Source organism: Candidatus Competibacter denitrificans Run_A_D11 (assembly GCF_001051235.1).
In the GTDB taxonomy this organism is placed as follows: Bacteria; Pseudomonadota; Gammaproteobacteria; order Competibacterales; family Competibacteraceae; genus Competibacter_A; species Competibacter_A denitrificans.
In genome coordinates, this window is record NZ_CBTJ020000108.1 from 36,299 (window position 1) to 62,459 (window position 26,161).

Annotated in this window: 19 protein-coding genes; 4 read left to right on the top strand and 15 right to left on the bottom strand. The window is 62.1% G+C overall.

Annotation, left to right across the window (positions count from 1 at the left end; all coding sequences use genetic code 11):
* Window positions 1–111: 111 nt before the first annotated feature.
* The 6 genes from BN873_RS16905 to BN873_RS16930 all read right to left on the bottom strand — a co-directional run bounded on the left by BN873_RS16905 (window position 112) and on the right by BN873_RS16930 (window position 4,924).
* Complete coding sequence (locus BN873_RS16905) at window positions 112–843, bottom strand: PRTRC system protein B (protein ID WP_048676542.1); 732 nt, start codon at window positions 841–843, stop codon at window positions 112–114.
* Window positions 844–958: 115 nt separating this feature from the next.
* Window positions 959–2,071: a hypothetical protein gene (locus BN873_RS16910; protein ID WP_048676544.1), complete on the bottom strand. Its 1,113-nt coding sequence runs from the start codon at window positions 2,069–2,071 to the stop codon at window positions 959–961.
* Window positions 2,072–2,094: 23 nt separating this feature from the next.
* Window positions 2,095–2,295 (bottom strand): hypothetical protein, encoded by a 201-nt coding sequence (locus BN873_RS16915; protein WP_048676546.1) that lies wholly within the window; start codon window positions 2,293–2,295, stop codon window positions 2,095–2,097.
* Window positions 2,288–2,503: a PRTRC system protein C gene (locus BN873_RS20570; protein ID WP_048676547.1), complete on the bottom strand. Its 216-nt coding sequence runs from the start codon at window positions 2,501–2,503 to the stop codon at window positions 2,288–2,290. Before BN873_RS20570 ends, BN873_RS16915 begins: the two co-directional genes overlap by 8 nt.
* A 16-nt stretch (window positions 2,504–2,519) precedes the next feature.
* Complete coding sequence (locus BN873_RS16925; protein WP_048676549.1) at window positions 2,520–2,954, bottom strand: PRTRC system protein E; 435 nt, start codon at window positions 2,952–2,954, stop codon at window positions 2,520–2,522.
* A gap of 149 nt (window positions 2,955–3,103) precedes the next feature.
* Window positions 3,104–4,924, bottom strand: coding sequence for a PRTRC system ParB family protein (locus tag BN873_RS16930; RefSeq protein ID WP_048676551.1), 1,821 nt, complete (start codon window positions 4,922–4,924; stop codon window positions 3,104–3,106).
* Between the two features lie 262 nt (window positions 4,925–5,186).
* On the opposite strand from BN873_RS16930, the gene BN873_RS16935 reads away from it, so the two are divergent.
* Both BN873_RS16935 and BN873_RS16940 read left to right on the top strand, forming a co-directional pair.
* Entirely contained in the window at window positions 5,187–5,441 is a 255-nt protein-coding gene (locus tag BN873_RS16935) for a DUF6364 family protein (protein ID WP_048676599.1), read from the top strand.
* Window positions 5,441–5,872: a TA system VapC family ribonuclease toxin gene (locus tag BN873_RS16940; protein ID WP_048676554.1), complete on the top strand. Its 432-nt coding sequence runs from the start codon at window positions 5,441–5,443 to the stop codon at window positions 5,870–5,872. The genes BN873_RS16935 and BN873_RS16940 overlap by 1 nt, the downstream gene beginning before the upstream one ends.
* Window positions 5,873–6,319: 447 nt before the next feature.
* On the opposite strand, the gene drmC is transcribed toward BN873_RS16940, so the two are convergent.
* Genes drmC through BN873_RS16985 form a run of 9 tightly spaced genes read right to left on the bottom strand, consistent with a single transcriptional unit; the run spans window position 6,320 to window position 25,089 of the window.
* Complete coding sequence (gene drmC, locus BN873_RS16945) at window positions 6,320–7,081, bottom strand: DISARM system phospholipase D-like protein DrmC (protein WP_048676556.1); 762 nt, start codon at window positions 7,079–7,081, stop codon at window positions 6,320–6,322.
* A gap of 1 nt (window position 7,082) precedes the next feature.
* On the bottom strand, window positions 7,083–8,939 hold the full coding sequence (gene drmB / locus BN873_RS16950; RefSeq protein WP_048676559.1) for a DUF1998 domain-containing protein: 1,857 nt from the start codon (window positions 8,937–8,939) through the stop codon (window positions 7,083–7,085).
* A gap of 2 nt (window positions 8,940–8,941) precedes the next feature.
* On the bottom strand, window positions 8,942–12,913 hold the full coding sequence (gene drmA, locus BN873_RS16955) for a DISARM system helicase DrmA (protein WP_048676561.1): 3,972 nt from the start codon (window positions 12,911–12,913) through the stop codon (window positions 8,942–8,944).
* Window positions 12,910–14,880, bottom strand: a complete 1,971-nt coding sequence (locus tag BN873_RS16960; protein ID WP_242434459.1) for a BbrUII/HgiDII family restriction enzyme — start codon at window positions 14,878–14,880, stop codon at window positions 12,910–12,912. The genes drmA and BN873_RS16960 overlap by 4 nt, the downstream gene beginning before the upstream one ends.
* Window positions 14,877–19,268, bottom strand: coding sequence for an Eco57I restriction-modification methylase domain-containing protein (locus tag BN873_RS16965; RefSeq protein ID WP_048676563.1), 4,392 nt, complete (start codon window positions 19,266–19,268; stop codon window positions 14,877–14,879). Before BN873_RS16965 ends, BN873_RS16960 begins: the two co-directional genes overlap by 4 nt.
* Window positions 19,265–22,393 (bottom strand): DISARM system SNF2-like helicase DrmD, encoded by a 3,129-nt coding sequence (gene drmD / locus BN873_RS16970; protein WP_048676565.1) that lies wholly within the window; start codon window positions 22,391–22,393, stop codon window positions 19,265–19,267. The genes BN873_RS16965 and drmD overlap by 4 nt, the downstream gene beginning before the upstream one ends.
* A gap of 16 nt (window positions 22,394–22,409) precedes the next feature.
* Window positions 22,410–22,871, bottom strand: a complete 462-nt coding sequence (locus tag BN873_RS16975; protein WP_048676567.1) for a very short patch repair endonuclease — start codon at window positions 22,869–22,871, stop codon at window positions 22,410–22,412.
* 21 nt (window positions 22,872–22,892) lie between these two features.
* The gene (locus BN873_RS16980) at window positions 22,893–23,942 is read right to left on the bottom strand and encodes a DNA cytosine methyltransferase (RefSeq protein WP_048676569.1); all 1,050 of its coding nucleotides are present in this window, start codon (window positions 23,940–23,942) and stop codon (window positions 22,893–22,895) included.
* Between the two features lie 52 nt (window positions 23,943–23,994).
* The gene (locus tag BN873_RS16985; RefSeq protein ID WP_048676571.1) at window positions 23,995–25,089 is read right to left on the bottom strand and encodes an IS4 family transposase; all 1,095 of its coding nucleotides are present in this window, start codon (window positions 25,087–25,089) and stop codon (window positions 23,995–23,997) included.
* A 228-nt stretch (window positions 25,090–25,317) separates the two neighbouring features.
* Here BN873_RS16985 and BN873_RS16990 point away from each other — a divergent pair, with 228 nt between their 5' ends.
* On the top strand, window positions 25,318–25,686 hold the full coding sequence (locus tag BN873_RS16990; RefSeq protein WP_048676573.1) for an IS630 transposase-related protein: 369 nt from the start codon (window positions 25,318–25,320) through the stop codon (window positions 25,684–25,686).
* Window positions 25,610–26,143: an IS630 family transposase gene (locus BN873_RS16995; protein WP_242434461.1), complete on the top strand. Its 534-nt coding sequence runs from the start codon at window positions 25,610–25,612 to the stop codon at window positions 26,141–26,143. Before BN873_RS16990 ends, BN873_RS16995 begins: the two co-directional genes overlap by 77 nt.
* The last annotated feature ends 18 nt before the right edge of the window (window positions 26,144–26,161 follow it).

The window sequence follows — 26,161 nt, forward strand, 5'->3', positions numbered from 1 at the left end:
CATCGGGCACGGGCGGGAGCGCCGCCCCGCTCGGCGGCTGAATGAGGGTGGGGGCGCTGGCGAAGAGGGCCTGATCGAGCGGGTCGGCGAAAGACGGTGGGTAGGGGAGCGTCATGGCAGCACCGCCGCCAGCCAGTCGGTCAGGGTCTCGTCGCGCGTGACCAGCGCGGCGGTGGGAAAGCGGCTTTTTCCATCCAGCCCCTGCCAAAACCGTACATGGGCGTCCGTGCTGACCTCGGCGTGATCAGCCAGCTTGAGCGTCTGTGGGTGCGAGACATGGGCGAAGTTCGTCTGGCACACGGTCGCTTCCCAGGCCGCCTGTTGGCCGGGTGCGCACGAGGGCGGCGGTGCGGCGTTCCCCAAACAGACCGCCCCATGGCGATCCATATTCATGAGCGGCGCGTGATAAAGCGGTGTTTGCGCCGTGGGGCGGCGATTTTGCGCCAAGGCGGCGCACCACAAGTGCTGGCGTGCGGCGACCAAGACCAACGGCGGCCAGGGAACGCGAAACCCATACCGCTGCCCACCGATGACAAACCACATCGGCGCGCGCCGAGCCGGTCGCCACCACACCAGCACCCCTTCCTCCAGCGCCAATAGGTGCTCTGGCAGGAGGGTCAGCGCCGGGGCGCGGGCTTGTCCGGCCAGATCCAGGAGCCAGCCCTGAAGGTCGCGCTGCGTTAAGGGCCGACCGACGCCGATCACGGCGTGTCCGTTGCGGGTCGCGCTCAACGGATGCACGGTGGCCAGTAGGTGCGCGTCGATCTCGTAGATTAAAAAAGCCGCGCGTGGCTGGATCGTTTCCCGAAAGACCGGGAGTTCAGGGGGAGCCAAGATCGTCAAGGGGGTGTCTCCTGGGTGCCGTTAAACCGAGATCGAAAACCAGCCCTCCACCGAAAGGGGAATGCCTTGATCGTCGCACGCGATTAAAATCAAGCCAGACCCCGCCGGGCGCGACTCAAAGGTGCGCCAGGTCGCGCCCCTGGGTCAGGGCATCCGCCTGACACGCCCCGATCAGTAAACCCTGGCCGGTGGCGAACGCCTGAAGTGTTGCGCCCAAAGCATTCGTGGTCGGATCACACGGCAAGCGCCAGCCACAGTCCTCGCCGGATTCCAGCCAAGTGGTGTAATAATCCTCGCAAAAGGTCGGTTCCCAGGGTTCATCGAAGGACAGGGCTTGGGCCATCTCCAAGGACGTTCCCCCATCCTCCTCCAGACCCGCTGGACTCATACCGGGACGTGTGCGGTGGGGCGCATGACGCCGCGTCCAGCGTAGCACCCGGATCGCCTGGCGCAGCCAACGCCACCACGGCAGGCGGCGCAACGCGGCCTGGTGTCGTAAGCGCCAGCGGCGGCGGATGATGCCGCGTAACCGCACGTCCGTCGGCCGCCAGGGGCGGCGCAACCAGCGTCGAAGCCAGATCGCTTGGGGTTGGTCATAAGCGTCCATCCGTGCCCACCAGTCGGCAAAACTCGCTTCGTCCCAATCAAACCAGTTCAGCCAATCGGTCTGGTCGTGGACATACGCCCAGCGGGCGGCGTCATCCGGCAGGTGCTGGTCACGGAGCGCGGCATACGTGGTGTGATCCTCGTCCAACCAACACCCCGCCAAATCCCGCAGGAAACACGCCGGGGTTAATTGCTCACCGATCAGGGCGAGCGTCTCGGCAATGGCTATTGCCAAGCGGGGTGGCAATCCGTCCAAATGCACGGTGTGCATCCACACAGACTGGACCGCCAACACCAGAAACAGCGCCTCATCGGGACCGTCATCGAGGCGCAGCGCCACGAAGGGTTGCCAAGACGGCATCGGCGTGGGTTCCAGCAGGGCGCGGCGGGCGAGGGCGTCCAGCCAGTCGGGTAAGGCGGTTAAGGTCTGTTCCAGCAGCCGATACAGGGCGGTTTGCGGCGTCGGGGCCGCGAAGGCCGCCGTTAATGCCGTGGCCGGATACAACCCAGACTCCAGGCCCACGCGCAACAACGCCGCCACGCCCACCCGCCGGCCCGTCAGCCAACCGGCATACGCCTGTTCCTGAAGGCGCGCGAACGTGCGGCCCGACAGATCGCGCACGCCCCGCGGCCCTAAAAACGGGTTTACGGCGGCAGCAGGCGCGGCGGCGCGGCGAAGGGTGAGCGAAGATCGCGGGATTCGCGGGCGGGTCGTGGCGCTAGCGCGTTGATTCGATCTAGACATACGGCGGTCTCCACTCGCACGGGCCGATCCAACGGATCAGCGAGCGCCAATGGCGCGGTCGCCCGCGCCCAGGCCAGCAGTTGTTCCAAGGGATCAACCATTGGTCTTCACCGGCATCTTTTCGACCGGGTAAATCAATAGCCCGTCGCGTTCTTCAGGGTCGCCCAGCAAGCCGTGGGCGCAATGGGGATAGCTCGCTGCTAAGAGCTTCACCGCCTCGGTCGGCGATAAGTGCGGGGCAGGATCAGGAATCTCTAAAGACGCAATTTTGAAGCGGCGGGTCAGGGGTTGCAGGGTCAACGCGGTCATGGGGATTCTCCAGGGATTAAAATAAGCTGTCGGGATTCGTGGTCTCGAACGCGGCCGGGGGCGTTGCAGCCGGAAGCGCATTCGGCGGCGGTGCGCCCGCCCCGCCACCCACCGCCGCACCCGCGCGGCGGCGCTCAACGGTCTGCTGGGTCTGTTGCACCACTGCCGCCAAGGCGGTGAGGGTCTGGTCGCTGGTGTGGAGGGCGCGGCGCTGGCTGGCATACGTGGTCAGCGTTGCCCATAACGACTGATCCAGATCATCCGCCGTCCCGCGCACGATCAACGGATAGGCCAGCGCCGTGTGCAAGGCGTGTTGATCGGGGTCGGTTGGAGAACTCGCTTTCAGTTGGGGTAACACCAAGACGGTCAGTTGCGCACCGTCGCAACGCAGTTGGAAGCTCACCTGCTCATCAGGACCGAGACAGGCGGCGATGTGGCGAAATAAACTCATAAAACATCTCCGAGCAGTGAACGGTTTTAGGTTCGCATGAAACGGGGGGTGGGCAAGATCGGTACAGCCGCAAACGGGGGACGGGCAAGGGCGACGTGGCCGATGACGTGGGGGCGCGTGGCGTTCGCCCCCGTCATGATGGAATGGGGTTAGGAACGCGCCGCCTTGAACCGACGCGCAATGGCGTTGGGCAGCCAGGCGGAGAAATCAAAGGCCGTATGGGTTAAGGCGTGGATTAAATCGCTTCCTTTGCCGTTGAGGAGGCGCTCCAAAGCTTGGGTATCGGTGGCGGATGGGCGAGCCGTGCGCCCATACCAGGCCGCGAAGGATTCGCCATCGGGCGCGATGGCGGTTCGCAGCAAATCCGCGATCCCTGATTTAGTATGCGCTTGCCAAAAACCCGCATCGGGGGTAAAGGCGGCGGTGAGATCGGTCTGTGCCGCGTGAAGACTCGCCTGCGCGGCGGCGACCAAGGCACCCGTACCGGGGAGGGCGTCGGGTTCGGCCTTGGTCTCAATCACCTGGGCTAACAGGGCTTTCAGTAATCGCGCGTGCGCCTCCGGCGGGAGCGCCACAACCGCTTCGATCCACGCCGCGCGGGTGGCGGCCTGTCCAGGCGAGAGGCCGCTGTCGGTGAGGACCGCCTCCGGTCGGCCGGCATCCAGGTACAGGGCATACAACAGCCAGACCCGACAGAGCGTTTGATCGGCGAGCACCGCGCGCGCGGCCTGCTGGCGGACCCAGCCATCGACCCAGACGTCAACCTTTTTAGGGATAGCGCTCGCTTGGGCGATGGGCGCGGCGGATACGACAGCGGCAACCGGCGCTGGGGTGGCCGGGGCGCGCGCCGTCGCAGGCGACGCCGGGGATACAGGGACGGTTTTAACGGGTGCAACGGCGGCGATTTTCGCGCGATGACAGGCCAGATGGACACACAACGGCGCGTGAACCTGCCCTTCCCGGCCCGGTTGGGTGGAGAGTTGGGCCGCGTAGTGCTGGCAACCTTGGCACGCTGCTAGCTGCGCCGCACCGACGCCGGTCGGACCCTCCGCCGTCAGGCGCGTGTAAGTGTCAGCGGCGCGCTCGGTGTCCAGAAAGACCGCCGGATACTGCGTTTGCAAGTCCGCTTTCTGGCGCGCTAAAGCCGCTTGGGTTTTTTCGGCATAACAACCCCGATTCTGGCAACGGCCGCTGGCGAGCGCTTCGGCAAACAAGACCGCTTGCGGGGCGGAGTTGTGCCGACAGGCCCCACAGTCCGTGATGTCAAACGGGGCAGCGGCTAACTCCAAGGCAAACCCGCTGATGCGGGCTTTGAGATCGGCGACGGTAATCCGATCACTGAGGATTTTCGCCAAGGTGCCCTCTTGGGTCACCTCCGGCAGGCCCGCCAGCAGTTCCGCATGACCCAGATGAATGTGCCGTTGGGTGAGCGCCGTCAAGACGCCGGGCGCAGCGTGCAGCAGCAGCAAGCGAGCGTCCAACTTGGTCGTTGACCAGCCCAAAAGCGTCGCGGCCTCCACCCGGTCGCCGTCACACGCGCCGACGAAGCGTTGCGCGAAACGCGCTTCCTCCGCCGGCGAGAGATTGATCCGCAAGGCGGGGTTGTTTTCCAACTCTGCCAGCATCAAGGCTTGACGCTCCCCGACACAGCGCACGATCACCGGCACGGTGGCCATCCCGGCAGCCTGGGCCGCGCGTAGACGGCGTTCGCCGGCAATCAACCAAAATCGGGGCGTGCTGGCGTCGTAGTCCGGTGCCGGACGAACCCACAGCGGGTGCAAGACGCCTTCGCGTTGAACGGACGCGACGAGTTCGGCAAACTCCTGATCTTCAAAAAACGTCCGGGGATTAAAACCCGGCTGCACGGCAATCCACGGTAGCGGTAGATGCAGGAATTGACCTTCGGTGACATCCAAGGGCGTTGCAGGCCCTGCAACGGCGGGGATAAAAGACGAGACGGGTGCGTTCATGAAACGGCTCCAGCAGTGGATGACCGTTCCAGCATTGCATTCAACTCCAATCGGGCAAGAATTGAACCGATGCCGAGGACGGAAGACCTTCTCCTCGCCGAAAACGCTCCAGTCCACCGTTGAGCGAAAGTCCTGAATCGTTGTTCTTTGCATTTATCTCAAGCGACGACCATCCGCATCACCAGGGGAAGAACTAGCGCTACTCCGCGTGATGCATCATAATCAGCGCATCAAATCATCATTTTCCTTAAACGAGTTCCATATGCGCACCACCTTGGATATTGACGATGATGTGCTCAACGCTGCGAAAGAGCTAGCGCGACGCGAGCGCCTGTCAATGGGACGCATGGTCTCGCGCTTGTTGCGCCAAGGTTTAACCGGTCATGCCTTGGCGAGGCCACCCCTGTCGCCTCAGGAACAGGAGCAGGTCGCCATCACCGGGTTTCAACCTTTTCCGGCCGGTCGGCTGGTGACGGATGAGGCGGTGAATCGTTTGCGTGATGCTGAGGGCATTTGATGCGAGCGTTGCTTGATGTCAATGTGTTGATCGCTCTCCTGGATGCGGGCCATCTCCATCATCGCCTCGCGATGGACTGGCTGACCGCGCAGATCCATGAAGGCTGGGCATCGTGCCCTTTGACTCAAAATGGGTGTATTCGGATTTTTTCACATCCAGCCTATCCCAATGCGGTGTCCGCTTTTCAAATCGCTAACCGCTTGGCGCAGGCCACCGCGCAAGAAGCTCATGTGTTTTGGCCTGACTCAATCAGTTTATTGGAGCCACAGCGGCTGGCCTGGGATCGACTACTCAGTTCCCGACAGGTGACGGATGCCTACTTGCTGGCGCTCGCTGTTGCCCATGGGGGGCGTTTAGTCACTTTGGATCAGCGTATTCCTGTAGCGGCTGTCTCTAACGCCGAAGCAAAGCATCTGGTCGTCCTTTCTTGAGGTGCTCTGGCCCATTCGGGTCTCCATGCCAAAGTCTCTTCAGTTTGACTGCCTATGGAAGAAATTTCTGGGGCATTACCATTACCAATCCATTACCCCCGCCCAGATCACCTCTTTAACCTCCTTTCCTTACATTCGAAAAATTATGCAGGGGGATTATGGCTAATTGGTATAAGAGATTATGGAAATTATGTGGTCTGACTATAAATTGCGTTTTGAACGATGAGCGTGGTGCGCTGCATTGTGGGGCGGTGGCTTAGGATGACTGGTTTGGCCATCGTCGGCTGCTGGAGCCAATGAGCCATCGGACGCATTCCGAGATAAAAACTTTTTACTATGAACAACTTAACAAGTCCTCCATGACCGTGTGACTTATAAAAATCAGCCTCCAAAATTCCAGAGCGATTCAGTTTACATCAGCAGTATCGGAGGTACGTTATCCAGAACTCACGTTAATGACACTATGTTCGTATCAATTAGGGCCTGCAAATGATCTTGCAGCAACATCGGGATTTGACCACCAGTGATGAGCACGCCAGCTTCCATGTTCTGCTCCATAGCATGACCCGTAAGATTGGCGCTGGTGATGAAACACACGTCACCGTCGGCGACTGCGACCTTGGAATGAACTCGCCCGTCCACGAACGGTTCCGCTCGTTTGTGCCAAGCGTAGATCTTCGCGGAAGGAACCAGCGCTCGCATCTTGCCAATCACGTCGAAAGAAATGCTGCCGCCGTGATTCTGTGACGATTCGAGCAGAATAAAGATACCCACACCTCGCTCGCTCGCATTATTCAATGCCTTCACGATGGTCGAGACATCGTAGGCCACGAAACTAGTGACGAACAGAGTTTGCTTGGCCGCGCCGATGACTTGCAGCAGCGCCTGCTCGGTTCGGCGGGCGGAGACGAATGACGTCGTCGGCCCCGTCCACACGAGTTCGGTGGACTGGTGCCTCGATACGTTCTCGAACGTATGACTGGCGGCGAGCAGCATCGAGGCCAGTTCGCCGGAGCCGATCGACGTGGCTCGCCACGCATTGACGAGCCGTTCGACGACGGTCTTGGCCGAAGCCGTGCCAACGACGTCCGACAGTGCGACATTCGCCTTCGCATCCTCGATCTTCCGAATGCTGCCCGCCAGCGCACGAACCTTCTCCGGCGAAACGAGACAGACCACGGCTGTGACGGCTTCCAGCAGTCTTTCCATGTCATAGCCCCGAGAAGAACACGGCATCCCCTCGGTCGAGGGTCTGCACCAACAACGATCTGTCGAGGTAGCGGTTGCCCCGTTCGCAGGAGGTTTCGGCGACCAAACTGCACGCATGACAGGCTGCAGCATGGAGCGAACGATCCTTGGCAGGATCATGTTCGGAGCACAGCGGGTCGGACGAGCAGACCTTGGATCGGTTCAGTGCCTGACGGAGCAGCCGACCGAGGTTTTCCGGTTTGCCCAGATCGACGAGGCCGCCCAGCGTCCCATCAGAATCGGCTGCCGCCGTGTAGATGAGGATGCCCGCCTGGGGATTCGCATCCGACACGTCGGTGTAGATTCGTTCGCGGATGCTCGCTGCGTTGTAGCCGCATTCCAGCGCCAGTTCGCGGATGAGCAGGTGCGAGAGCGTGTGGAGCATGGCGTACCGGATGCCGGGGTAGCCCTCGTTCGGATTGAGGTGGCGCGAATTGCGCCATCCACGATGGCCGTCTTCGAGCATCCGATCGACGAGCTTGACGCCACTCTGCGCCTCCCACGTCCGCAGCGCCGCTTCATCGAATTGGATGAAGATTCCCTCGCCGTGAACCTGATTCGCAGGAACCCAATCCGGCTTGCGGCGCGCGAGGCCCGCCATCTGAGGACGCTCACCCGGATCGCTCGATTCTTCGGGAGCCTCCACGCGGGTGAAGCCCAACAAGGCATTCACCTCACGCAGCCTCTCCAGCAGCAACACTCTGGCGATCCGGCTCTCGAAGCCCGGCGGCGTAGTGACCTTCTTGCTCATGAAGTGCGGGTAGTCCGCAGGCGGGTTGGCCGCCGTCAGCACTTCCCACTCCGGCCCCTTGATGTCGGCCTCACCAACGACCTCTTGCCCGCCGCCATTGCGATGGGCTTCGATGGCCGCCCAGACATCCGACGGCGGGTACTTGTCGATGCCCGGCAAGGCTCCGGTCTTCTTCAATGTCTTCACCGTCACCGCGACGGCGGCCTCCGAATCCAGATCGTCGAAGAACTCCCATCCGTCCTGAATCAGTTGGCCGAGCGGGTCTTTGGCCTGAGGGATGGCAAGCGCCGACAAGGTGATCGGGAACCAACTGTTCGTCGAACCCAGCAGGACTGCCCTCGCTTCCTCGTCGCACTCTTCGTCGAAATGATTGAGGTGAGGATGTCTGCCTCGGCAACTCGGCAGGTTTTCCTTTCCTGCCTTGCCGAAGGCGTGTGCCATGCTGCGCGATGCGCCGCAGGCATCGCACTTCACCCACAGGTTCTCGGTCTGCAACGAAGCCCCGCTCTCGAAGAAGCGCAGCGTGCCCTTGCAAGAGTTGTTGCCACCGTGGACGAAGTAATGCCAAGGGAAATCGTCAAGGTGGCCGTCGCGGCAAGCCAAGAGAAAACGCGCCGGAACGGCGTCGGCGTCCTTCGAGGACTGGTCGCCTTTGGAGCCACGACACCCCTTGTGGACGAAGCGGGTTCGTTCCGGACGGAAGCGGTTTTCCTTGATCTCGAACAGCCCCGCGTCGAAGGGCGACAGCAGACCGCACTTCACGCAGCGCATCCAGCGCGGAAACGGGCGGACGGGAACACCGATGTTCGCCTCCGCCGACCAAGGATCGACCAGTTCACTCTTCTGGAACGGCGGCACGCGCAGGTTCTCCACCTGCGACCCGAGAACCTTGCGGACGGCGGCGAGCAGGCGGGGCTCGCCGATGGGCTGGCACCTGACTTTCTCCCACTGATCGATGCCCAGTGTCACCACCGAGAGGCTCGGCAGATCGATCAGTGCGCCCGGCCCGTATGTCCAGAGCAGTTGGCTGGGGCGGACTTCCCCGACGGGTGTTCGATTCGTGGTCATGGTCAGTCCTCATCCTTCGGCACCGGACGCGGCTTCCACCCGTGGTCGTCCGAGATGTGCCCCGTATTCATGATCAGGCGCACGCCCGGCTCCACTTCACGCATCGACATCGGAACCGTCCAGTTGTCCCAAGCATGGATGCCCGGCGACTTGAGCAGCCCGACCATCGTCGCCGCCTGTGCGCCTCGCTTTTCGTAGGCCAACATCCGGCCGGGAACGCTCACTTCCTTCGCCCATTCGTCCGCACGCTCCTTCAGCTCACGCTCGGCCAGACTCTTGATGGTGGTCGTATCGCTGACGTTCCATGCACGCCTGACCAGCACATCGATGGCGTCAAGGATCTCCGGCTTGTCGGACTTATCCAACTCGCCCGCGCCCACGTTCGGGCTGAAGGCGTCGTTATCCAGGCGCATCAGGCTCAGGAGCGCGCCGGTCAGGCCCCGATCCATGGCACGTGGCGAGAATGGCGTCACGGACTGCGCTTCCACATGCTTGTAGAAGGTGGCGTGGTAGTGCTCGAAGGTTTCGTAGTGCGAGAGGTCGCGCGGACGTGCCCATGTGAGCACCGTGCAAACCAAGCCGGGGAAGGAGCGCCCCACGCGGCTGGTGGCCTGGATGTATTCCGCCGTGCCCTTGGGCTGGCCGTTGACCGCCATCAGGCCCAAGCGATTCACGTCCACACCGACCGACAGCATGTTGGTTGCCAACACCACGTCGATCGCGCGGGTGTCGCCTTCGTTCCATTTCGTCACGTACTTCCCGGCACTCGCATCGAACGCGGCCTTGAACTTGACCTCGAGATCGTCGAGGTACTTCGGGATATCCTGACTGGAGACGCGTGACGTCAGCTCGCGGATGTTGTTGACGCTGCGCTGTGCGAGCGCGGGCCGTTCGACCATACTCATCTGGACGCGGTAGGAACGCGTCTGCACGTCGTCCTCGGCCAAACGTCGCATGCCGCCCAACTCGCGCAGCGAATTGAAATAGCCGACCATGGTCATGTACGGATCGGCGGGCTCACCGAAACGGTCGAACAGCGCCTGCGCTGCAGTGAGGAAGGCGGTATAGACGCGAATCAGCATCGCGGGCCGCGAACTGCCGGGCGAACACACGCCGAGATAGCGGCGTCCGGGCCGCTCTTCGATCGGACGCTGCACCGAGAAGTAGTTGTCCTCCACGTCCAAGCCGTGCGGCGGGAACACCGACACACGCCGCATGAACACGTTGTTTACCTGTTCCTTGACTTTGCGCACGGTCGCCGTGGACGCGACGATCTTCGGCTTGACCGTCTTGTCATCCAACGTCCACCCACACAGCTCATCCACGGCGGATTCGTACAGGCCGACCATCGTGCCCAGCGGGCCGCTGATGAGGTGGAACTCGTCTTGGATGATCAGATCGGGCGGCCGGATCGGCGCAACGTTTCTGACCTTGACGGCAGGCAGACCCTTCCCGGCGGTGTGATTGCCAGTGCAGCAGTCCGCTTTGTGCCACAGCAGACCGTGGCGCTCGCATTCCTGGCTCACCCGACCGAATAGCGTGCGCACCTGTCCCCGCCACGCCATCATGGCGAATTTGTCCACGGTGGCGATCATCATCGTCGGCGGGCGGTGGTAGATCTCTTCGTCCACTGTCAACACTGGGATGCCGGGGTGCGGGAGCTTGGCGGATTTACCGCGAGAGAACTCGCAGCGACCTTTCTTGTCGCCGCAGTAGACCAAGGTGCGCCCTCGATCCTTGTCCACATCCACTTCGCGTCCCGGCGCAATGTCCGAGCCGCACCACGGACAACTGGTCAGTTGCGCAGGAGACGTTGCCCCGGCGTGATTCCTGCCGGGATTGCGGATGTCCTCGATGGCGCGGTGACTGTCTTCGGTCGTGCCCGGTGTCACCTTGTTGCCGACCCACAGGCCGATGGTGAAAGGCTCATGGCCCAAGGACGAATCACCAGCTACCAACGCATCGCGCCGCAGCACCTCCATCGCGCAGATCAACGCAGTAGCGCGCTGGAATTGCTGCAAGGTCAGCAGGCGCAGCGTGTAGCGCATGATCACGGCGAGGCCACGAGAGGCGTCGTAGCCACCGAGCTTGCCTTGCAGGCGTCGGATCGCCATGGTGAACGCCGCCACGCCAAGGTATGCCTCGGTCTTGCCACCACCGGTGGGGAACCACAGCAGATCGGCATGGGCTTCCATCGGCTGCACGCGATCCGGATTCGTTGGATCGGCCAGCGATGGAATCGACAGCAGCAGGAACGCCAACTGGAAAGGACGCCAGCTACGGTTCTTCGGCAGATCGAATTGATCTACGGAGACGTCCCGGCCTCGCCGTACTTCGAGCGCGTACTGGCTGCGCACGCGCTGGATGGCCATCGCCTTGTTGGCGAAACGGAAAGCCGCCAGTGCCTTTTCATCGCTCTTCAGCGTGTCGATGCCCTGCTGTAGACGCTTCTGGATTTCCTGACACCGATCCAACGCCTGTGCAGCCGAAGTGTCATACCCGACCACGTCCTCGCCGATGCGGACGCGCTGCTCGGCGATCCACGCGGTGTAGTCGTTCGTCAGTACGTTCAGGGCGGCGACCAACTCATCGACGCCCAATGTGGCGAGGCGCTGCATGTCGAGCAGACCGCTCGCCACCATCGCCTTCATCGCTGGGCGGTCTGCGGCGTCGAGTCCCGGTGTCTCCGTGACCTGCACTTCGTATTGAGGCAGCACGGTAGTGCGCACTTCGGTGGCCAGATTCACGTCGTCCGCCGTCTCGGCATGGACGGCGACGCCGTGTCCGACCGCGAACTCCACGCGGTTGCGGTAGATCATTTCCAGCGATTCACGCTCGGCATCCATGCCGTCGGCATTCAACACGGGGCGGCGGCGGAAGATGGCGCGATTGGAAGCCTCCGCTTCCGCGCGCACGATCAGTTCCGGTTGGAACAACCACGCGGTATCGCGGTTGGCGTCGGGCTCCTCCTGGGCGTTGATCAGAAACAGCGTCACCAAACGGTCGCCGTTGGTGTTCTTGGCACGGATGGAACCCTGTATCCGCACAGCCGGACGATTCGCGTCCGGTGCCTGATGAGGAATCAAGCCTTCGGTGAGCGGCAGCACCAGCTTCCCGCCGCAGGGGATGCGTTGCCAAACCTTGGCTTTCTGTCCGCTGGGGCGCGTCAGCTCATGTTCCTCGTTTGGAACTCGCTCGTAGCTTCCCCAGGCCGCCTCTATCTCGATGCGCTCGACGTCGCCATCGACGCAGAAGGTCATGCCGAAGCTGCTCGGCACCAGTGACTGATTGCTGGCGGCTTCGATCTCGTCCGTCGAGTCGGCCTCAGGCTCCACCCGTCCGGTCGCCGTCCCAAACTCTGCACCGGGTTCGTGCTGGCCGGGCACGATGGGATCGGAGGGTTCCTCGACCTCGTCCTCAGCCAACGGGCCTTCCAACCCCTCGATGCCGCCCTTGGCATCCTCACGCGGTGCCAGCTTGCCGACCAGATAGCGGTCTCGCACGCCCATGTCCACGATGCGCTCGTGCGGGCCGCCCGCCGGACCGAGCAGGTCGTCCACAACGGCAAGTTGCAGCAGCTCGCGGATGTAGGTTCGATCCTCGACCGGCGGCACTCCGTCCACCGTCTGGCGCAGCGCCGTGGACAAGGCCGCGACGAATTCCTCCCACTGGATGCGACCGATGCTTCCCGACGACGGCGGAGCCAGGGAGACGCTGGCGACCGGCACCGGAGCGTTGATGACGGACACCTGATCGAAGAATAGAGTGGTGGTTTCTAGGTCGGAGCGAACTCGCAGCGCACGCCCGGCACGGGTGATCTCCCCGGTGGGGTTCAGCACGATCACCCAATCGTCATCGGCGACGGCCTGATACAGGGAGCGATCACCCTTCGAGACCAGCGTGTAAGGCGCGAGCCTGCGATCGGTGCCGAGACCTTGGTCGATGGCGATCCATGCGTTTGGAGTTCTTGTCATACCTCGGCTACCTCAAATCCTGTCCACGATCTTTTCGAGCTTGTCGAGCGCCTTGCTCTGGAATAGGCCTCCTGCGCGCCACGGATCAGGGTGCCGTAATGGACGATACGACTGCCCGGTGAGATTGATGCCATTGACGACTTGAGGCGATCCGGGTTGGATGCTTCTTCGTCGACGGCCTTGCCGAGGACGAAGATCACCTCGATGTCGGGACTGGTCTGGTTCTGCTCACGCAAAATCTTCATCAGCTTGTCGACATAGGTTTGGCCTTGCTCCACCAGTTCGAGCAAGCCCATCTTGCGGCCGACCTTCTTCAGTTCGACGATGACGTGCTTGCCTGCATTGGTGCGGTAGGCGATGTCGACACGGCCCAGGCGCTCTTTCTCGGTCATGTCTTCGATCAGCACGCCTTCCGTCGTCAAGCGCGACTCCATAATCGGGCTGCCCGTGGCGCGTTCCCACGCAGGATCGAGCAGCCAGAGATGGTCGAACAGGTACTTCTGGAGCACCCGTTCCTTCGCGTCTTCGTCGATGATGGTTTGAAAGTCGCGGATCGCGTCCAGACGCGACTTCACGATGTCGCGGTAGAGCGAGGCTTCCAATGAGTCCCGGTCGGCGAGCACGGCCAGCAGCCGGTCTGCGCTCTCCACGCTCGTCACGAACTCCTCCGCCGAGCCGCGCAACTTCATGCGCTCGAAAGCCAGGATGCCGTGCCGGTACATGAGCTTGCGGTCGTCTTCGTCATCGACCGGCAGCGCACTCAGTTTGGCGATCAGCGTCTCCGCGCTCTTCCTGTAGCCCTCAGGCAGCGTCTCCAGCCACTCGGCGAGGGCTGGAGATGTTTCCTTCGCCTTCTCAACCTCGTGCTTCCTGCGCCATTCGTTCCTGCGCTTTTCGAGCTTGTTGAGCTGTGATCCGAGGAAAGAGATCAACTGGATGTACCGCTCGTCGTCCTCTTGCACGCGCTGGCGGTCGCTGGTGGCGATGTCCGGCTGATCGTCGGCATCGAGGAAGTCCGCCTCGATCTGCCCGGTGAGATATTTCGTGTAGAGCCGTCCGTCGTTCAGACGGTCGAGCACGTTTTCATGAAACAGGCGGCCTCGGGCGAAGACCACGATGCCGTTGAGATTGCCAGCTTCGTCGTCGTCGAGGTCCTTGGGCTTGCGTGCGGTGCCGAGCCAGCCGCTCACGCGCCATGCCGAATCCCACGCATCGAAGCGGGCAGACAGCGATTCGCGCTCCATGACGTGTGAGATGGTGTTGGCCTCTGGTTCGTGACCCTCGAACGTCCAGAGGAACTGGACTTTGGGCAAGTCGCCGCGATCGGCCGCCGTGATGGGCTGACCGTCGATCTTGATCTCGAAGCCGTTGGCCTGACCGATGATCGAGAAGCGCCGGGCGAGGCGTTTGCGCAACGCGCTCACCCCCTTGCCGAGGCGCTGCCGCTTGATTTCGTGCAGCACGATCTTCGTACCCCGCGTCACGGTGAGCGTTTCGCTCGCCAGAGGCTCTGGGTGGTATGGGCGCTTTTCCTGCACTGCCTCGTGAATGCCCGGCACGCTCATGCGAAAGCCGTGCGTGTCACCGTTCTTGGAGGACTGCACCTCGATGACGTTTGCGATCGAGAACAGCGACAGCTTGCCCAGGCCCTTGCGGCCCATGGCCGGGCGGCCCTTGGCGGTCCTGCGCCCATGCTCCGCGTCCTCGTCGCGGCGGCGATAGCCGACACGCAGGTACTTGCCGTTCAGGTCATCGACGGACATGCCGATGCCATCGTCTTCGATCTCGATCCATTCGCTGTTTGGATCGACGCGAATCTGCACACTCGACGCATCCGCGTCCCATGCGTTGGCCACCGCTTCGGTCAGGACGGCGGCGATGTTGCTGTAGAGGTTGATGCCGAGGTGTTCGAGGACGTTGAGATCGACGGTCATCTCGAACGTCGGCGTGGCTTGGGTTCGAGTCATGACGTCCCCTCGTGACGGTTGTCCCCGTTGCCGGGCTGGATGCGGTAGCGCGCGCCGCGCCTTTCTCCCTGGCGTTCGACCCTACCGCTCGAAATCAGGGCGGCGGTCGCAGCGTTCCACTGGCTGTCCGTGATGCGGGTAGCGTCAAGGATGTCGGATTTGGCGTGCCAGCCGGGATGGCCCTCTAGGTATTCGACGATGGCGTGTGCTGCGCCGATCCGATAGTTGGCTCGGGGCTCGGCGACTGCGAGGTAGGCGCCTTCGTTGGCCGGACCGGCATCGAAGTCGAATGACGGCTGGCGCGGGGGTGTTCGCTCTATACGTGCGGCGCGAGGCTTGTGGGTCCCGGAACCGGCGGTCTTGCTGCTGTGCAATCCGTTTGTGACCTCTTCCTCGTAACGCTGACGGTTCAGCTCCGACAGCCGCCGCAACACTTCAACGCGCGCAGCTTCCGAAATGGTGAAGCGGACACGGTCGTGCTCCGGCAGATACGGCACTTCGTGGAAGCCGTGACCGAGATCAAGGTCATCCCAGCCATATGCACGCGTGATGGCGATGTCCAGTTCGCGCTGCAAAGCGCGTAGTCCTTCAATGCGAAGGCCATGCTCTGTATTCGCATGGAATCGGTTATAGAGAGCAGTGAGACCTAGACCAAACTCTGCACAGATGTCTCTCCGGGTAGCCTCGTAGCAAGTTCCAATTTCGGCGAGACGTTGGTCGGAAAGATCGGCGAGAGGCAGAGTCTCGAATGCATCACTCGGCGAGTAGTTCAGCCGAGTCTCCAGGGACGAAGAATTTTTCCGTGCCCACACATCATTTATGGAAGATGCCAAGAACGCAAAGACGGCCATTGAATCAGTAGCAAAGACAGCGAGCCTATGTGCATAGACCCACTGAGCATCAACGACCGCAATGCCGAGAAACTTTGATACGAGGGAGCACGTGAGGACGCTCCTTTGCTCGTGAGCGAGATTCCACTCGTTTGGATGGCGATCAAAATAGTGACCGCGGCCGATGGCGTGATACAAGGCGGGACGCTTGTCGGCGTACTGCCACCAGCGAACCGGCAGTGGATTCCGCAGGACAAATCCACCTTTCTCGTTGCAACGCTGTCGTTCCGGCTTGACTCGCTCCTCAATCCATTGCCAGGGCAACTTGTACGCTCGTGCGCGCTCTTCTGGCCAATCCCAAAAGTTGATCACCCAGCGGCTCGGACGCTGTCCGGGGTCTGAATTGAGATCATCACCATTGACGTAAGGGAAGATGACGTCGGCGTTCTTCGGGTCGGCATCCTGCATCCGTTGTGCTTCATCCGGTGAAAGCACGAAACCCATGCCGAGCACGATTGAGCCTTGATACGCGATGCCCTCGTTGGCTTTCAAGCGCTTCGGACTCCATTCCTCACGATCGGACAGGAAAGCCGATATGAAGGGAGCCGGTCGCCCGAGCAGCGAGCGTTCGCCCCGCCACTCGCCCTTGTGGAAATGCACACGGCTGGTGACGACCGCTGCCTTTCCAGGCCAGGGCTCGTTCGGGTAGGCTGCATGGATGACGGCACCCGCGCCGATCATGGCCTCTAGCCCGAGCTGCCGCGTGTCGCCTTCCGCGATGGTGTTGACCGCGAGCAGCCCGAAGCCGCCACCGTCGCGCAGCAGGCTCAATGCTCGCAGGAAGAAATAGGCGACCAGATCCGCCGAGCCGCGCCGCCCCTCGGCTATGTGAGCAACCAGCCAATCGCGGAAAGCAGTGCCCGCGACGCCGGTGATGCGCTTTCCTCCCAAGAAGGGCGGATTGCCGACCATGCCGTCGAAGCCACCGCGCTCGCGCGCGAACACCTCCGGAAACTCCAACGGCCAATGGAAAGGCCGACGCGCAGGCTTGTCGGCAGACAGATCGGTCGAGAGCGCGACAACCGATCTCCGGCGCATCGAGGCGAGCACTTCGCGGTCGCCATCGATGGCCTGCCCGGCCTGGATGGTCAGTGACGCCAGCGCGTTCTCCAGTGCCGTGCCGCCGGCCGATGCGAACACCTCCCCGATAAAGGCATCGGCGATGCATTCCGGTACTTCGAGCCTGCGGCGCGCGTCGGCGTCCAGATGCGCCATGGCTTCCACGTCGCGGATGTCGCGGATCGGCATCTCACGCAGGCGCGAGCGTAGTTCGATGGCCTCACGCACGGCCTGCTCAACGTTCTGGCCGAACAGGCGTAGCTGGCCCTGGCCGGTGGGATTCATCGAAAGCTGCGTGAGTTGATCCAGCCGATGGATGCCGAGCAGGCTGTCGCCACAGTGCAGGTTGTGGTCGAGGAAGCCGAAGGGACGCCCCTTGGCCAGCGTCACCAGCCAGATGGAGAGCTTGGCCAGCTCGACCGCCAACGGGTTCAGATCGACGCCGTAGAGGCAGCGTTCGGCGATGAGGCGGCGGGCGACGACGGTGCGTGCCTCGGTGTCGCGTGGCAGTGGTTCTTCGCTGGCGTCGGCATCCACCAACTTCCCATTGATGCCGACCATGCGGCCGTGCGCCTCTGCTTGCGCCCATGCCTCAACCAGCCGGTCGGCCAGCCAGCGGCAGGCTTGGACGAGGAACGCGCCCGAACCCATCGCCGGGTCGCAGATTTTCAGGTCGAGCAGTTCGTCGGGCGATTTCAGCATCCAGTTCGCGCGCGGAGTACCTTGCGCCGGGCCGACGTAGGCGATGGGCGTGAGCGTCTCGGCGACGATAGCTTCGGTGAGGGATCTCGGCGTGTAGTGGGTGCCGGTCTCGCGCCGGTCGGAGCCGGTGGTGACGATGAAGGCCCCAGCGGTATAGACCAGCGGGTAGCCCCAAGGATCGGTGCGAACCAGATGGCCAAAGGGCTTGATGCGATCGCGTAGCGCCGTATCACCGTGGCAGGCCGTCAGCACCCGATCGGCGAGCGCATCGTCAATGGGACGAGCCAGATCGTTGCGTACGCGACTGGCGGAACTACCAGAGCGCTGCTGGATCAGTTCGGCGAGTCTTTCGGCACCGTCCAACCGAGCCGATTCGAGTTCGGCCAGAGTGACCCAAGGTGACTGGGCGCTCTTGGTGGCGTCGAGTTCCAGAGTGACCTCGGCGGTGCGCTTGACGGTGCGTTCCAGCAAGCCCTCATAGATGTAGCCGATCTGTTCGACGTCCAGCGCCCGGTAGGACAGCGTGCGCCCCTGGAATTGCTGGATGGCTTCGAGCAGCAGCAAGACGGTGCGGTTGTCGATGGGCAGCGGATTGGCGACGTCGATGCGCCAGTTGGAGCCTTTGGATCGGCCTTCGAGGAAGGGGAAACGGTCCGGGTCGAACAACGAGCCGCCCAATGCGGGCAGGCGCAGGTTTTCGTGCTCAATGCCGCCATACACGGCGCGGAACACGGCCAGCAGACGTGACCATGCGTCCCAGCGGCGCTCCAGAATCTCGTCCGATTCAGCGCGCAATTGCATACGCAAGGTCGAGAGCGCGTAGTTCGCCTCGTAGCGTTCGTCGCCCAGGAGCAGCAGGCCGCGCTCCTCGGCGGAGAGGAGGAAGACCAGCCGCATCATCACCGTCAGCGCGGCGTCGTAGAGTTCGGCTTCCTTCACGCCGCGCAGCAACTCGCGGCTGCGGTCTTGGTCGGCCTTGTCGAGCGCCTGGATCAGCACTTCGACGGCGCGCCGCACCTGCTCGCCCAAGGCGTCGGTCACGTCGTCCTGGAACTTCAGCGAGCGATCGAACAGCGCGGGGAGTCGTTCGGACTCGTCCACGAAGAAGCGCCGGATGCCCAAGAGGTGGACGAAGGCTTGGAGGGTGACTGGCTCCTGACCCCAGATGCGCGCATACCAACTGGCGAAGGTGGTGACCGCGCACTCCGGCGCATCGACCAGCATCCAGCGTTCGCCGTTGGTGATGAGGCCGAGACGGCATCCCGTGGCGCGGCAGAGCGTCACCATGCGTTCCGCCGGTGTGCTGGCCCAGCCGTCCAGCTTCGAGGTGGCATCGAGATCGACGTCTGACCCGTAGGCGTGGACGAGCATCAGCGGCTTGTCGTCATTGCCAACGACAGCGAAATCAGGCGACAGGCTGACTCCATGCTCGGGCAAGCTGACGTTCGAATGCGTGGCGCACCAGTCCTTGCCCTTCAGCACATCGCCACGACCGTCCTCGTCGAGCTCCAGTCCGCGCGACAGGACTTCATCGATCCATGCCGTATGCAGATCGGCAAAGCGCGGATCGTCCTTTTCCTGAGCTTCGTGCCATTCGTCGTAGGCTTGGCGCAGTCGCTTGCGCTTGGCTGCGTCGAGTTCTTCCAACCCCTGCGGGAAGACCTCCTTCAGGACGGGGACGGCGAGGAACGGGCCGGAAATCTCGATCAGCGAGAGCCATTCGTGGTGCATGCTCATGCGACACCTCCGGCAGACTCCGGCACGACAAAGATCACGGCCACAGGGAAGGTGCGGTCGTAGAGCTTGGCGTAGCGAGCTTCGATGGCGAGCGTTTCCATCCGGCGCTCATCGGGAATGCGCGCGAGGCGCGCTTCCAGTGCCGCGATGTCGCGGCGGAGCTGTGTGCGCTCGTCCTCGGTGAAGAGCGAGAGCTGTTCGGGCTGCCGCTCCTTCTTCAGTTCGGACTGGATGGCCCTTTCCAGATCGTCCAGCACGGTGCCGATGTCGTCGATCTCCTGCTGCTTACGGGTCTGGAGCGTGTTGGTCAGGAATCTGAGGCGTTCCTTCGAACGGGCATCGACGGCTTTCAGGATGGCTTCCTGCTGGCGGTCGAAGCGGGTGCGAAGTGCATCGAACAAGGATGGGGCTGCGGTGATGGGCTTTGCCTCATCCAGCCATTGCTGGACGCGGGTAACGCCTTCTTCGCGCCGGAAAGCTTGATCCCGAAGGTAGCCGCCCGACACCGTCAGCTCTTCGTGCAGCCGATGATGGTTGCCGCCCGTGACCACCAGCCGCGAGACGACGACCACGGCAGGGCCGTCGATCTGCGCGTCAGGCACCGTGCGGACGGTGACACGATGCAATTTCTTCACGTCGTCCTGCGCCCAGATCTCCGCGCGCAGCAGGCGTAGGCACATCTGCACCAGGCGATGGTTCAAATGGACGAGCACGACGTCGTCACGGCCACTGGCGACGGCGTGGTCGAAGGTGATTGGCCGTATCCGCTGGGTGTGCGGGTGGCGCAGACCCTCCAGACATCGCGCCCAGGAGCCGGAAAGCGCGGGCATCCGGAAGACGCTGCCCGAGGGTGCGCCCGCCAGTTCGACGGGTTCCAGCGGCGGGCGGCCAGCCAGCACGAGACCGGTCTTCACCGCCATCAGAACATGGCCGGGCGTGAGGTGGAAGTCCTGCTGGGTGGTGAGCAGACGCTCGTGCAGCTTGGCGACACGCTCCTTCAACTCGCGTTCGGCACGGACGAAGTTCTTGGCGCGGGCGATCCGCGCTTCGGCGAGGCGGGTGTCCAAGTCCTTCAGCGAGCCTTCTATGAGGCCGGACATCTGCGGTGCGATGACGGGATTGACGCTGCCCATGTCGGCGCGCATCGAATCCAGCTTCCGCAAAGCGCGCAGGATGTCCTCGCCGTGGCCGCCGACCGATGCCCCGTTCGTGTCGCCACCATCGACCGGGTGCCAGATCAGCACTTCCTTTTCGCGCTGGCCGTGGCGGTCGATACGACCGTTGCGTTGCTCCATCACGTTGGGGTTGTAGGGAATCTCCAAGTGGATGAGCCGATTGCAGTGGTTCTGCAAGTCGATGCCTTCGGACGCCGCGTCGGTGGCGAGCAGGATGCGGACGGGTGAATCCTGTGGAGAGGCTTGAAACGCCGCCTTGACGGGTTCGCGCTCTTCTTGGGAAAGGCCGCCGTGTAACAGGCCGAGACGATCACCGCCGAAACCGTGGCTGGCGAGGATTTGATGTATCCACTGGTGCGTGGTGCGGTACTCGGTGAACAGGATCACCCGGCGGTCGTTCCACTGACCGTCCGGCTTGAGGTTGGCCGTGAGCCAGTCGAGGATGGCCTTGGCCTTCGAGTCGGCCTGATTTCGGGCGCGTTGCGCCCATGCCCTCAGTTCGTCCAGCATCCCACGCTGCTCCGCCGTCAGGGGCGAGGCACGGCGTGTCGCTTCCTCGACGGCTTCGGCTTGGGCGTTCTCGACCTCCCGATCGTCGGCGTAGTCCTCGTCGGTTTTCAGGATGGCCGTGTACAGAATGCGATCGGCCATCGTGTCCGGCTTCGCGGGCCGAGCTTCGGACAGCGATGCGACGTGCTTCTCGATCGTGGATGCGAATGCCGCTGGCGACGAGAGTAGGCGCTTCTTGAGGAGGCGGTTCACGAAGGCGGTGCCGAAGCCGTTGCCAGCTTTCCCCGCGTCCTTCTCGCGGCTGACACAGTAGTCGTCCAGCTTGCGATGAATCTCGCGCTCCTCCGCCGTGTACGGAACTTCGAGCGCCTGCAAGGTACGGCGGGCATACAAAGGGTTGTCCTGCGCATCGACCAGATCGCTCTTCAGGCGACGGATCATCACCTGACTCAAGCGCTTTTCGTCGGGGAGGATGTTGCGCGCGAAGCGTTGGTCGTCGAGCAATTCCAGCAGCGATGTGAACGACTCGGTATAGCCGTTGTGCGGCGTCGCGGTCAGGAACAGCCGGTGCTGGAAGTGCGGGCCGATGGCGCGGACGAAACGCGTACGCTGGCTTTCCAAAGCGTAGTGTGCGCCTGCGGCGGGAGCGACGTTATGTGCTTCGTCCACGACCAGCAGGTCGAACTTGCGAGGGTGGCCGACGTGCGGAGGGATCACGTCGCGCATGGCGCGCAGGCCTTCGCCGCCCTTGGCCCAATCCATCGACGTGATGAGGCGCGGATGCGACGTCCACGGATTGGCGTGAATGCCGCGCTCGCGCCGCAACTGCTTGATGTAGTCGGTATCGACCACGCGGAAGTCGAGGCCGAACTTCTCCAACATCTCGACGCGCCACTTCTCCTGAAGCGAGGCGGGACAGACGATCAGAACGGTGCGCGCGCGATGCCGCAGCAGCAGTTCCTGAATGACAAGACCGGCTTCGATGGTCTTGCCGAGGCCGACGTCGTCGGCGATGAGCAGATTGACGCGGGCCATATCGATGGCTCGCACCAGGGGATCGAGTTGGAAGTCCTCGATGCTGACGCCGCTGCGGAACGGGGCTTGGAGAAATCCACGATCGGCATTGGTGGCCGCACCCCATCGCACGGCATCAAAGAACGCGTCGAGCGTGTTCGAGTCGTCTTGCCCCGTAACCGAAGGCAGGCCAGCCCGCTCGATGACCTGAGCGCCCGGCTCGATCTCCCAGACGACTTGCAGTTCTTCGCCGAGACCGTCCTCGTCGATCGACGACAACGTCAGGCAGTGTTGAGGTGTACCGGTATCGAGTCCGGCTGCATCGACGTCGGCCACCACCCACTGACGGCGGCGCACTTCGACGAGTTGCCCTGGCTCGGGGCGAGCGCGATAGGTCTGAGGTTGCCGTTCGTTCTGGACACCCATGTAATTGCCATCTCCCTTATCGGTTCTTTTCGTTCGCGCTGTACGACACCACGCGATGCTTCGAGTCGGCCAAGGCAACCGCACGCGCAACGGTTCGGGCGGCCTCGGTCGGTGGCTCGTGCGACCAGAACCGCAGCACCGTCCAACCGATGGATCGCAGACGGTCGTTCGTGTCCTCGTCCCGCCTCTGGTTCGCTTCGATCTTTTCCCGCCAGAACTCCGCGTTCTGCTTTGGCCATGTTGCGTGTTCGGGGCAGCCATGCCAAAAGCAACCATCGACGAAAACGGCGATCTTTCGACCGGGGAAGGCCACGTCCGCGACACGACGAGGCTTCTTCAGCACTTCGTAGTCGATCCTGTAGCGCAGGCCGATGCGGTACATCTCCCGTCGCAAAGCCACTTCCGCACCTGTCCCCTTCTGTCGCACCTTCGCCATGCGGCGACTGGCATCGGATGAAGAGGACACGGGTCGAAGCATCGGGTAGCCCTCGTCAATCCATCATCGAGCCGCGACCGACGCGAGGTGTTGATTGATGCTGCGAGCGATGGCGCGGCCGAGATCGACGGGAACCGCGTTGCCGATCAATCGCCCGATCACCTTGAAACTCACCTCGCCGTCCTGCGGGATGAACGCGTAGTCGCGCGGAAAGCTCTGCAAGATCGCCGCTTCCCGCAGGGAGATGGCTCGATCCTGCTCGGGGTGGCCGAAGCGACCATTGCCGAACCCGTAACACTGGGTCGTCATCGTCGGGGCTGGTTTGTCCCACTCCATACGCCCGTAGACGCCCGGATAAGTGCGCCCGCTTTCGGCGCGATGGCATTCGGCGATCAAGTCCTTGGGCCAGTCACGCCAAGTGCCACCGGGTTTGGAGACTTTGATTCGTTTGAGATTCTTCTCGGACAACATCGAGGTGGCGTGCAGTTTGTCCCTGGGCGCGGACTCTCCGGCACTGAGAGGCCGCAAATGGCCGATGGCCTGCTTCACGGTTTTCGGCTTCTCGTGGGTTGGCTCGATCATCTGAATTTCGCCATGCTTGGAAGCCAGTAGAACCATCCGTCGTCGCATTTGCGGGACGCCGTAACGGGAGCTGTCGACGACGTCGTACCAGACCTCGTAGCCGAGCTGCTTCAACGTATCTACGAAATCATGGAATACCTCGTGCTTTGCTACGGTTGGCACGTTCTCCATCGTGATGACGTCAGGCATCGAGCCTTGGGCGAGGCGCGCGAACTGATACAGCAAGCCCCACTTGCCGTCTTTGCCATCCAGCTCATAACGCTGGGCATAAGTCGAGAATGGCTGGCAAGGTGCGCAACCCGCCAAGATCGTCAGATCGGAGTCGCCAAACAGCCCTTTGATTTCATCGGCTGTGACTTTGCTGATATCGCGCTCGACGAATTTGGCCTGACCGTTGTTTTCTTCGTAGGGAAAGCGGCAGGCAGGATCGAGATCGATGCCCGCGACGACGGGAAGCCCCTCCAAGATGAAGCCATGCGTCAGTCCGCCCGCGCCGCAGAATAGGTCGACACAAGCAATATTTTTCTTCACGTCAATTCTCCTGTTTTCGTTTCGATTGAATGAAACTTTAGGAGTTACGCAGTTAAGTACAGGACAAAAACCTCAAAGTCCAGGAAATCCTGGAATTTCTCGGTGAGGTTAAGGACGATGTGACGGAGGAAATCAAGGCCGTGCCGGAAGAGGGACTTAAGGGGACGCTGAAGGGTTTTTTTAAGGGGATGGGCTGAATGTGGTCATGCAGGCATTCGCCGGTGCGGTAGCTCCAAACGAAGGCCAGCGCGAGCAGGGCCATCAGTTTGGCCAAGCGCGGGGCGTCTCTGAGATGGGTATCCTCGAAATTGAAGCCGCGTGTTTTGAGGCAACCGAACAGAGTCTCCACTTGCCAGCGGTCGGCGTAGGCCTCAATGGCCTGATTCTGGGGTGCGCCGAAGGTGGCGAGGATGAGGAACTCACCGTTCTCTAGACGCAACGCCGAGAGATGGACAAAGCAACCCCAGACCGGACGCCGCCCCGGCAGTCGGTAGACCTGGCCGGGTTTGAGCGACCCCAAGAGTGCGTCGATGCGCATCAGCCGATTCCAGTGGTTGGGGACGAGCGTGTCGCATTTGATGCGCTGGTGGAAGGGAATCTGCTGGGCTTGCAACCAGCGGAACCACGCCTCACCCACGAATTCACGGTCGGCCAAGAGAACGGCGATCCGCTCCACACCAAAGACGGCGAGAAAGCGCTCCATCAAGGCGATGCGCTCGGCGGTGTTGGAGTTGCCAGGCTTGTCCAACACCGTCCAGAACACCGGCAGGGCGATCCCGCGATAGGCGATACCCAGCACCAGGAAATGAATATCCGTCTGGCCAAACCGCCAGTGCGTGCGATCCAGCGTCAACCGCCACGGGCCCTCACCCACCGGCGCCAGTCGAACCAACAGCCGCGCCCAAGAATCGGGTTCCATCTCAAAGGATCGAAAAAACCGTTGCAGTCGCTTGTAATGCGACGCCACCCGCACCGTACCCCCAAACCCCGTGGCTAGTTCAGCCAAATTGACGCTACGAACTTTGAACAGTGCCAGAAGAAAATGCGCCAGAAAACCAATCCGAGCACCATGCCAAGGCAGGTGTTCAGCCAGCACCGCCTTGAGTTCGCCAACAGGATCATCAATGGGAGCGGGAATACCTGCCAAAATCCTAGCTTAACCTCATCCTAATCATTAAGTTATAAATTTCGTCCTGTACTGAGGTTACGCAGTTGAATCCAAGGTGTAGAGGGGAGGCAGCGAGATAAACGCGCACTGCGTCTTTGATGATTTTAGCCTTGGCCTCGGCGGTGGTAAACCTTGATCATCCAGCTCCGCTCGGCCAAGCTTTGGCGGATTATAGCAAGATCGAATAATATTGAGTATTGTATCGAGATGGCCTATTCACTGGATTTTCGACTACATGTGCTGGCGATCCGGCAGCGGGATCAGCTATCGATTGAGCAGACCGCCGCGCGTTTTGCGGTGGGGAAAGCGAGCGTGATGCGCTGGGTTAAGCGACCGGAGCGTAAGCCATCGGGGTTTCGGCGAGGTAAGCTGGCTATCGACGCACTGGCGCAAGATGTACGGGAGTATCCGGATGCCTACCAATACGAGCGGGCAGCGCGATTAGGTGTTCGGCAGAGTACGATTTGCTATGCGCTGAAGAAAAAGCTGCGGGTGTCCTATAAAAAAAACGCAGTACCATCCCCGCGCAGACGCGGCGGCGCGGGATGCCTTTCAAGCGCGGCAGGCGGCTTATGAAGCGGCCGGACGGCCGCTGGTATGGATTGACGAGAGTGGGTTTTCCAAGGACATGCCGCGTCGGCAGGGCTACGCCCCGATTGGACAACGCTGTTATGGCCGCTGGGATTGGCACGCCAAGGGTCGTACCAACGTCATCGGCGCCCTCCTGGGCTTGCAGCTCCTGGCCGTCGGTTTGTTTGAATCCAGCGTCAACGCCGAGGTCTTCCTCGCCTGGGTCCACCAGGTTCTCCTCCCACAATTGCCACCGGCCGCCGTGATCGTCATGGATAACGCCGCCTTCCACAAACGCGCCGACATTCAAAACACCCTCCGTCAGGCTGGCCACACCCTCGAATACCTCCCGCCCTATTCCCCTGATCTCAACCCCATCGAACACAAGTGGGCACAGGCCAAAGCCATCCGCAGGCAAACTCACTGCTCCGTCGATGATCTCTTTCGCTCCAATAGAATATGATCACCTTTGTTCGATTCT

What these genes read in the sequence shown, in the direction of transcription:
- drmD (WP_048676565.1), bottom strand. Translation starts at nt 22,393, where the DNA reads ATGGGTGTCCAGAACGAACGGCAACCTCAGACCTATCGCGCTCGCCCC.
- BN873_RS16960 (WP_242434459.1), bottom strand. Translation starts at nt 14,880, where the DNA reads ATGACTCGAACCCAAGCCACGCCGACGTTCGAGATGACCGTCGATCTC.
- BN873_RS16935 (WP_048676599.1), top strand. Translation starts at nt 5,187, where the DNA reads ATGCGCACCACCTTGGATATTGACGATGATGTGCTCAACGCTGCGAAA.
- drmB (WP_048676559.1), bottom strand. Translation starts at nt 8,939, where the DNA reads ATGACCACGAATCGAACACCCGTCGGGGAAGTCCGCCCCAGCCAACTG.
- BN873_RS16915 (WP_048676546.1), bottom strand. Translation starts at nt 2,295, where the DNA reads ATGGTTGATCCCTTGGAACAACTGCTGGCCTGGGCGCGGGCGACCGCG.
- drmA (WP_048676561.1), bottom strand. Translation starts at nt 12,913, where the DNA reads ATGACAAGAACTCCAAACGCATGGATCGCCATCGACCAAGGTCTCGGC.
- BN873_RS16965 (WP_048676563.1), bottom strand. Translation starts at nt 19,268, where the DNA reads ATGAGCATGCACCACGAATGGCTCTCGCTGATCGAGATTTCCGGCCCG.
- BN873_RS16925 (WP_048676549.1), bottom strand. Translation starts at nt 2,954, where the DNA reads ATGAGTTTATTTCGCCACATCGCCGCCTGTCTCGGTCCTGATGAGCAG.
- BN873_RS16990 (WP_048676573.1), top strand. Translation starts at nt 25,318, where the DNA reads ATGGCCTATTCACTGGATTTTCGACTACATGTGCTGGCGATCCGGCAG.
- drmC (WP_048676556.1), bottom strand. Translation starts at nt 7,081, where the DNA reads ATGGAAAGACTGCTGGAAGCCGTCACAGCCGTGGTCTGTCTCGTTTCG.
- BN873_RS16940 (WP_048676554.1), top strand. Translation starts at nt 5,441, where the DNA reads ATGCGAGCGTTGCTTGATGTCAATGTGTTGATCGCTCTCCTGGATGCG.
- BN873_RS20570 (WP_048676547.1), bottom strand. Translation starts at nt 2,503, where the DNA reads ATGACCGCGTTGACCCTGCAACCCCTGACCCGCCGCTTCAAAATTGCG.
- BN873_RS16975 (WP_048676567.1), bottom strand. Translation starts at nt 22,871, where the DNA reads ATGCTTCGACCCGTGTCCTCTTCATCCGATGCCAGTCGCCGCATGGCG.
- BN873_RS16930 (WP_048676551.1), bottom strand. Translation starts at nt 4,924, where the DNA reads ATGAACGCACCCGTCTCGTCTTTTATCCCCGCCGTTGCAGGGCCTGCA.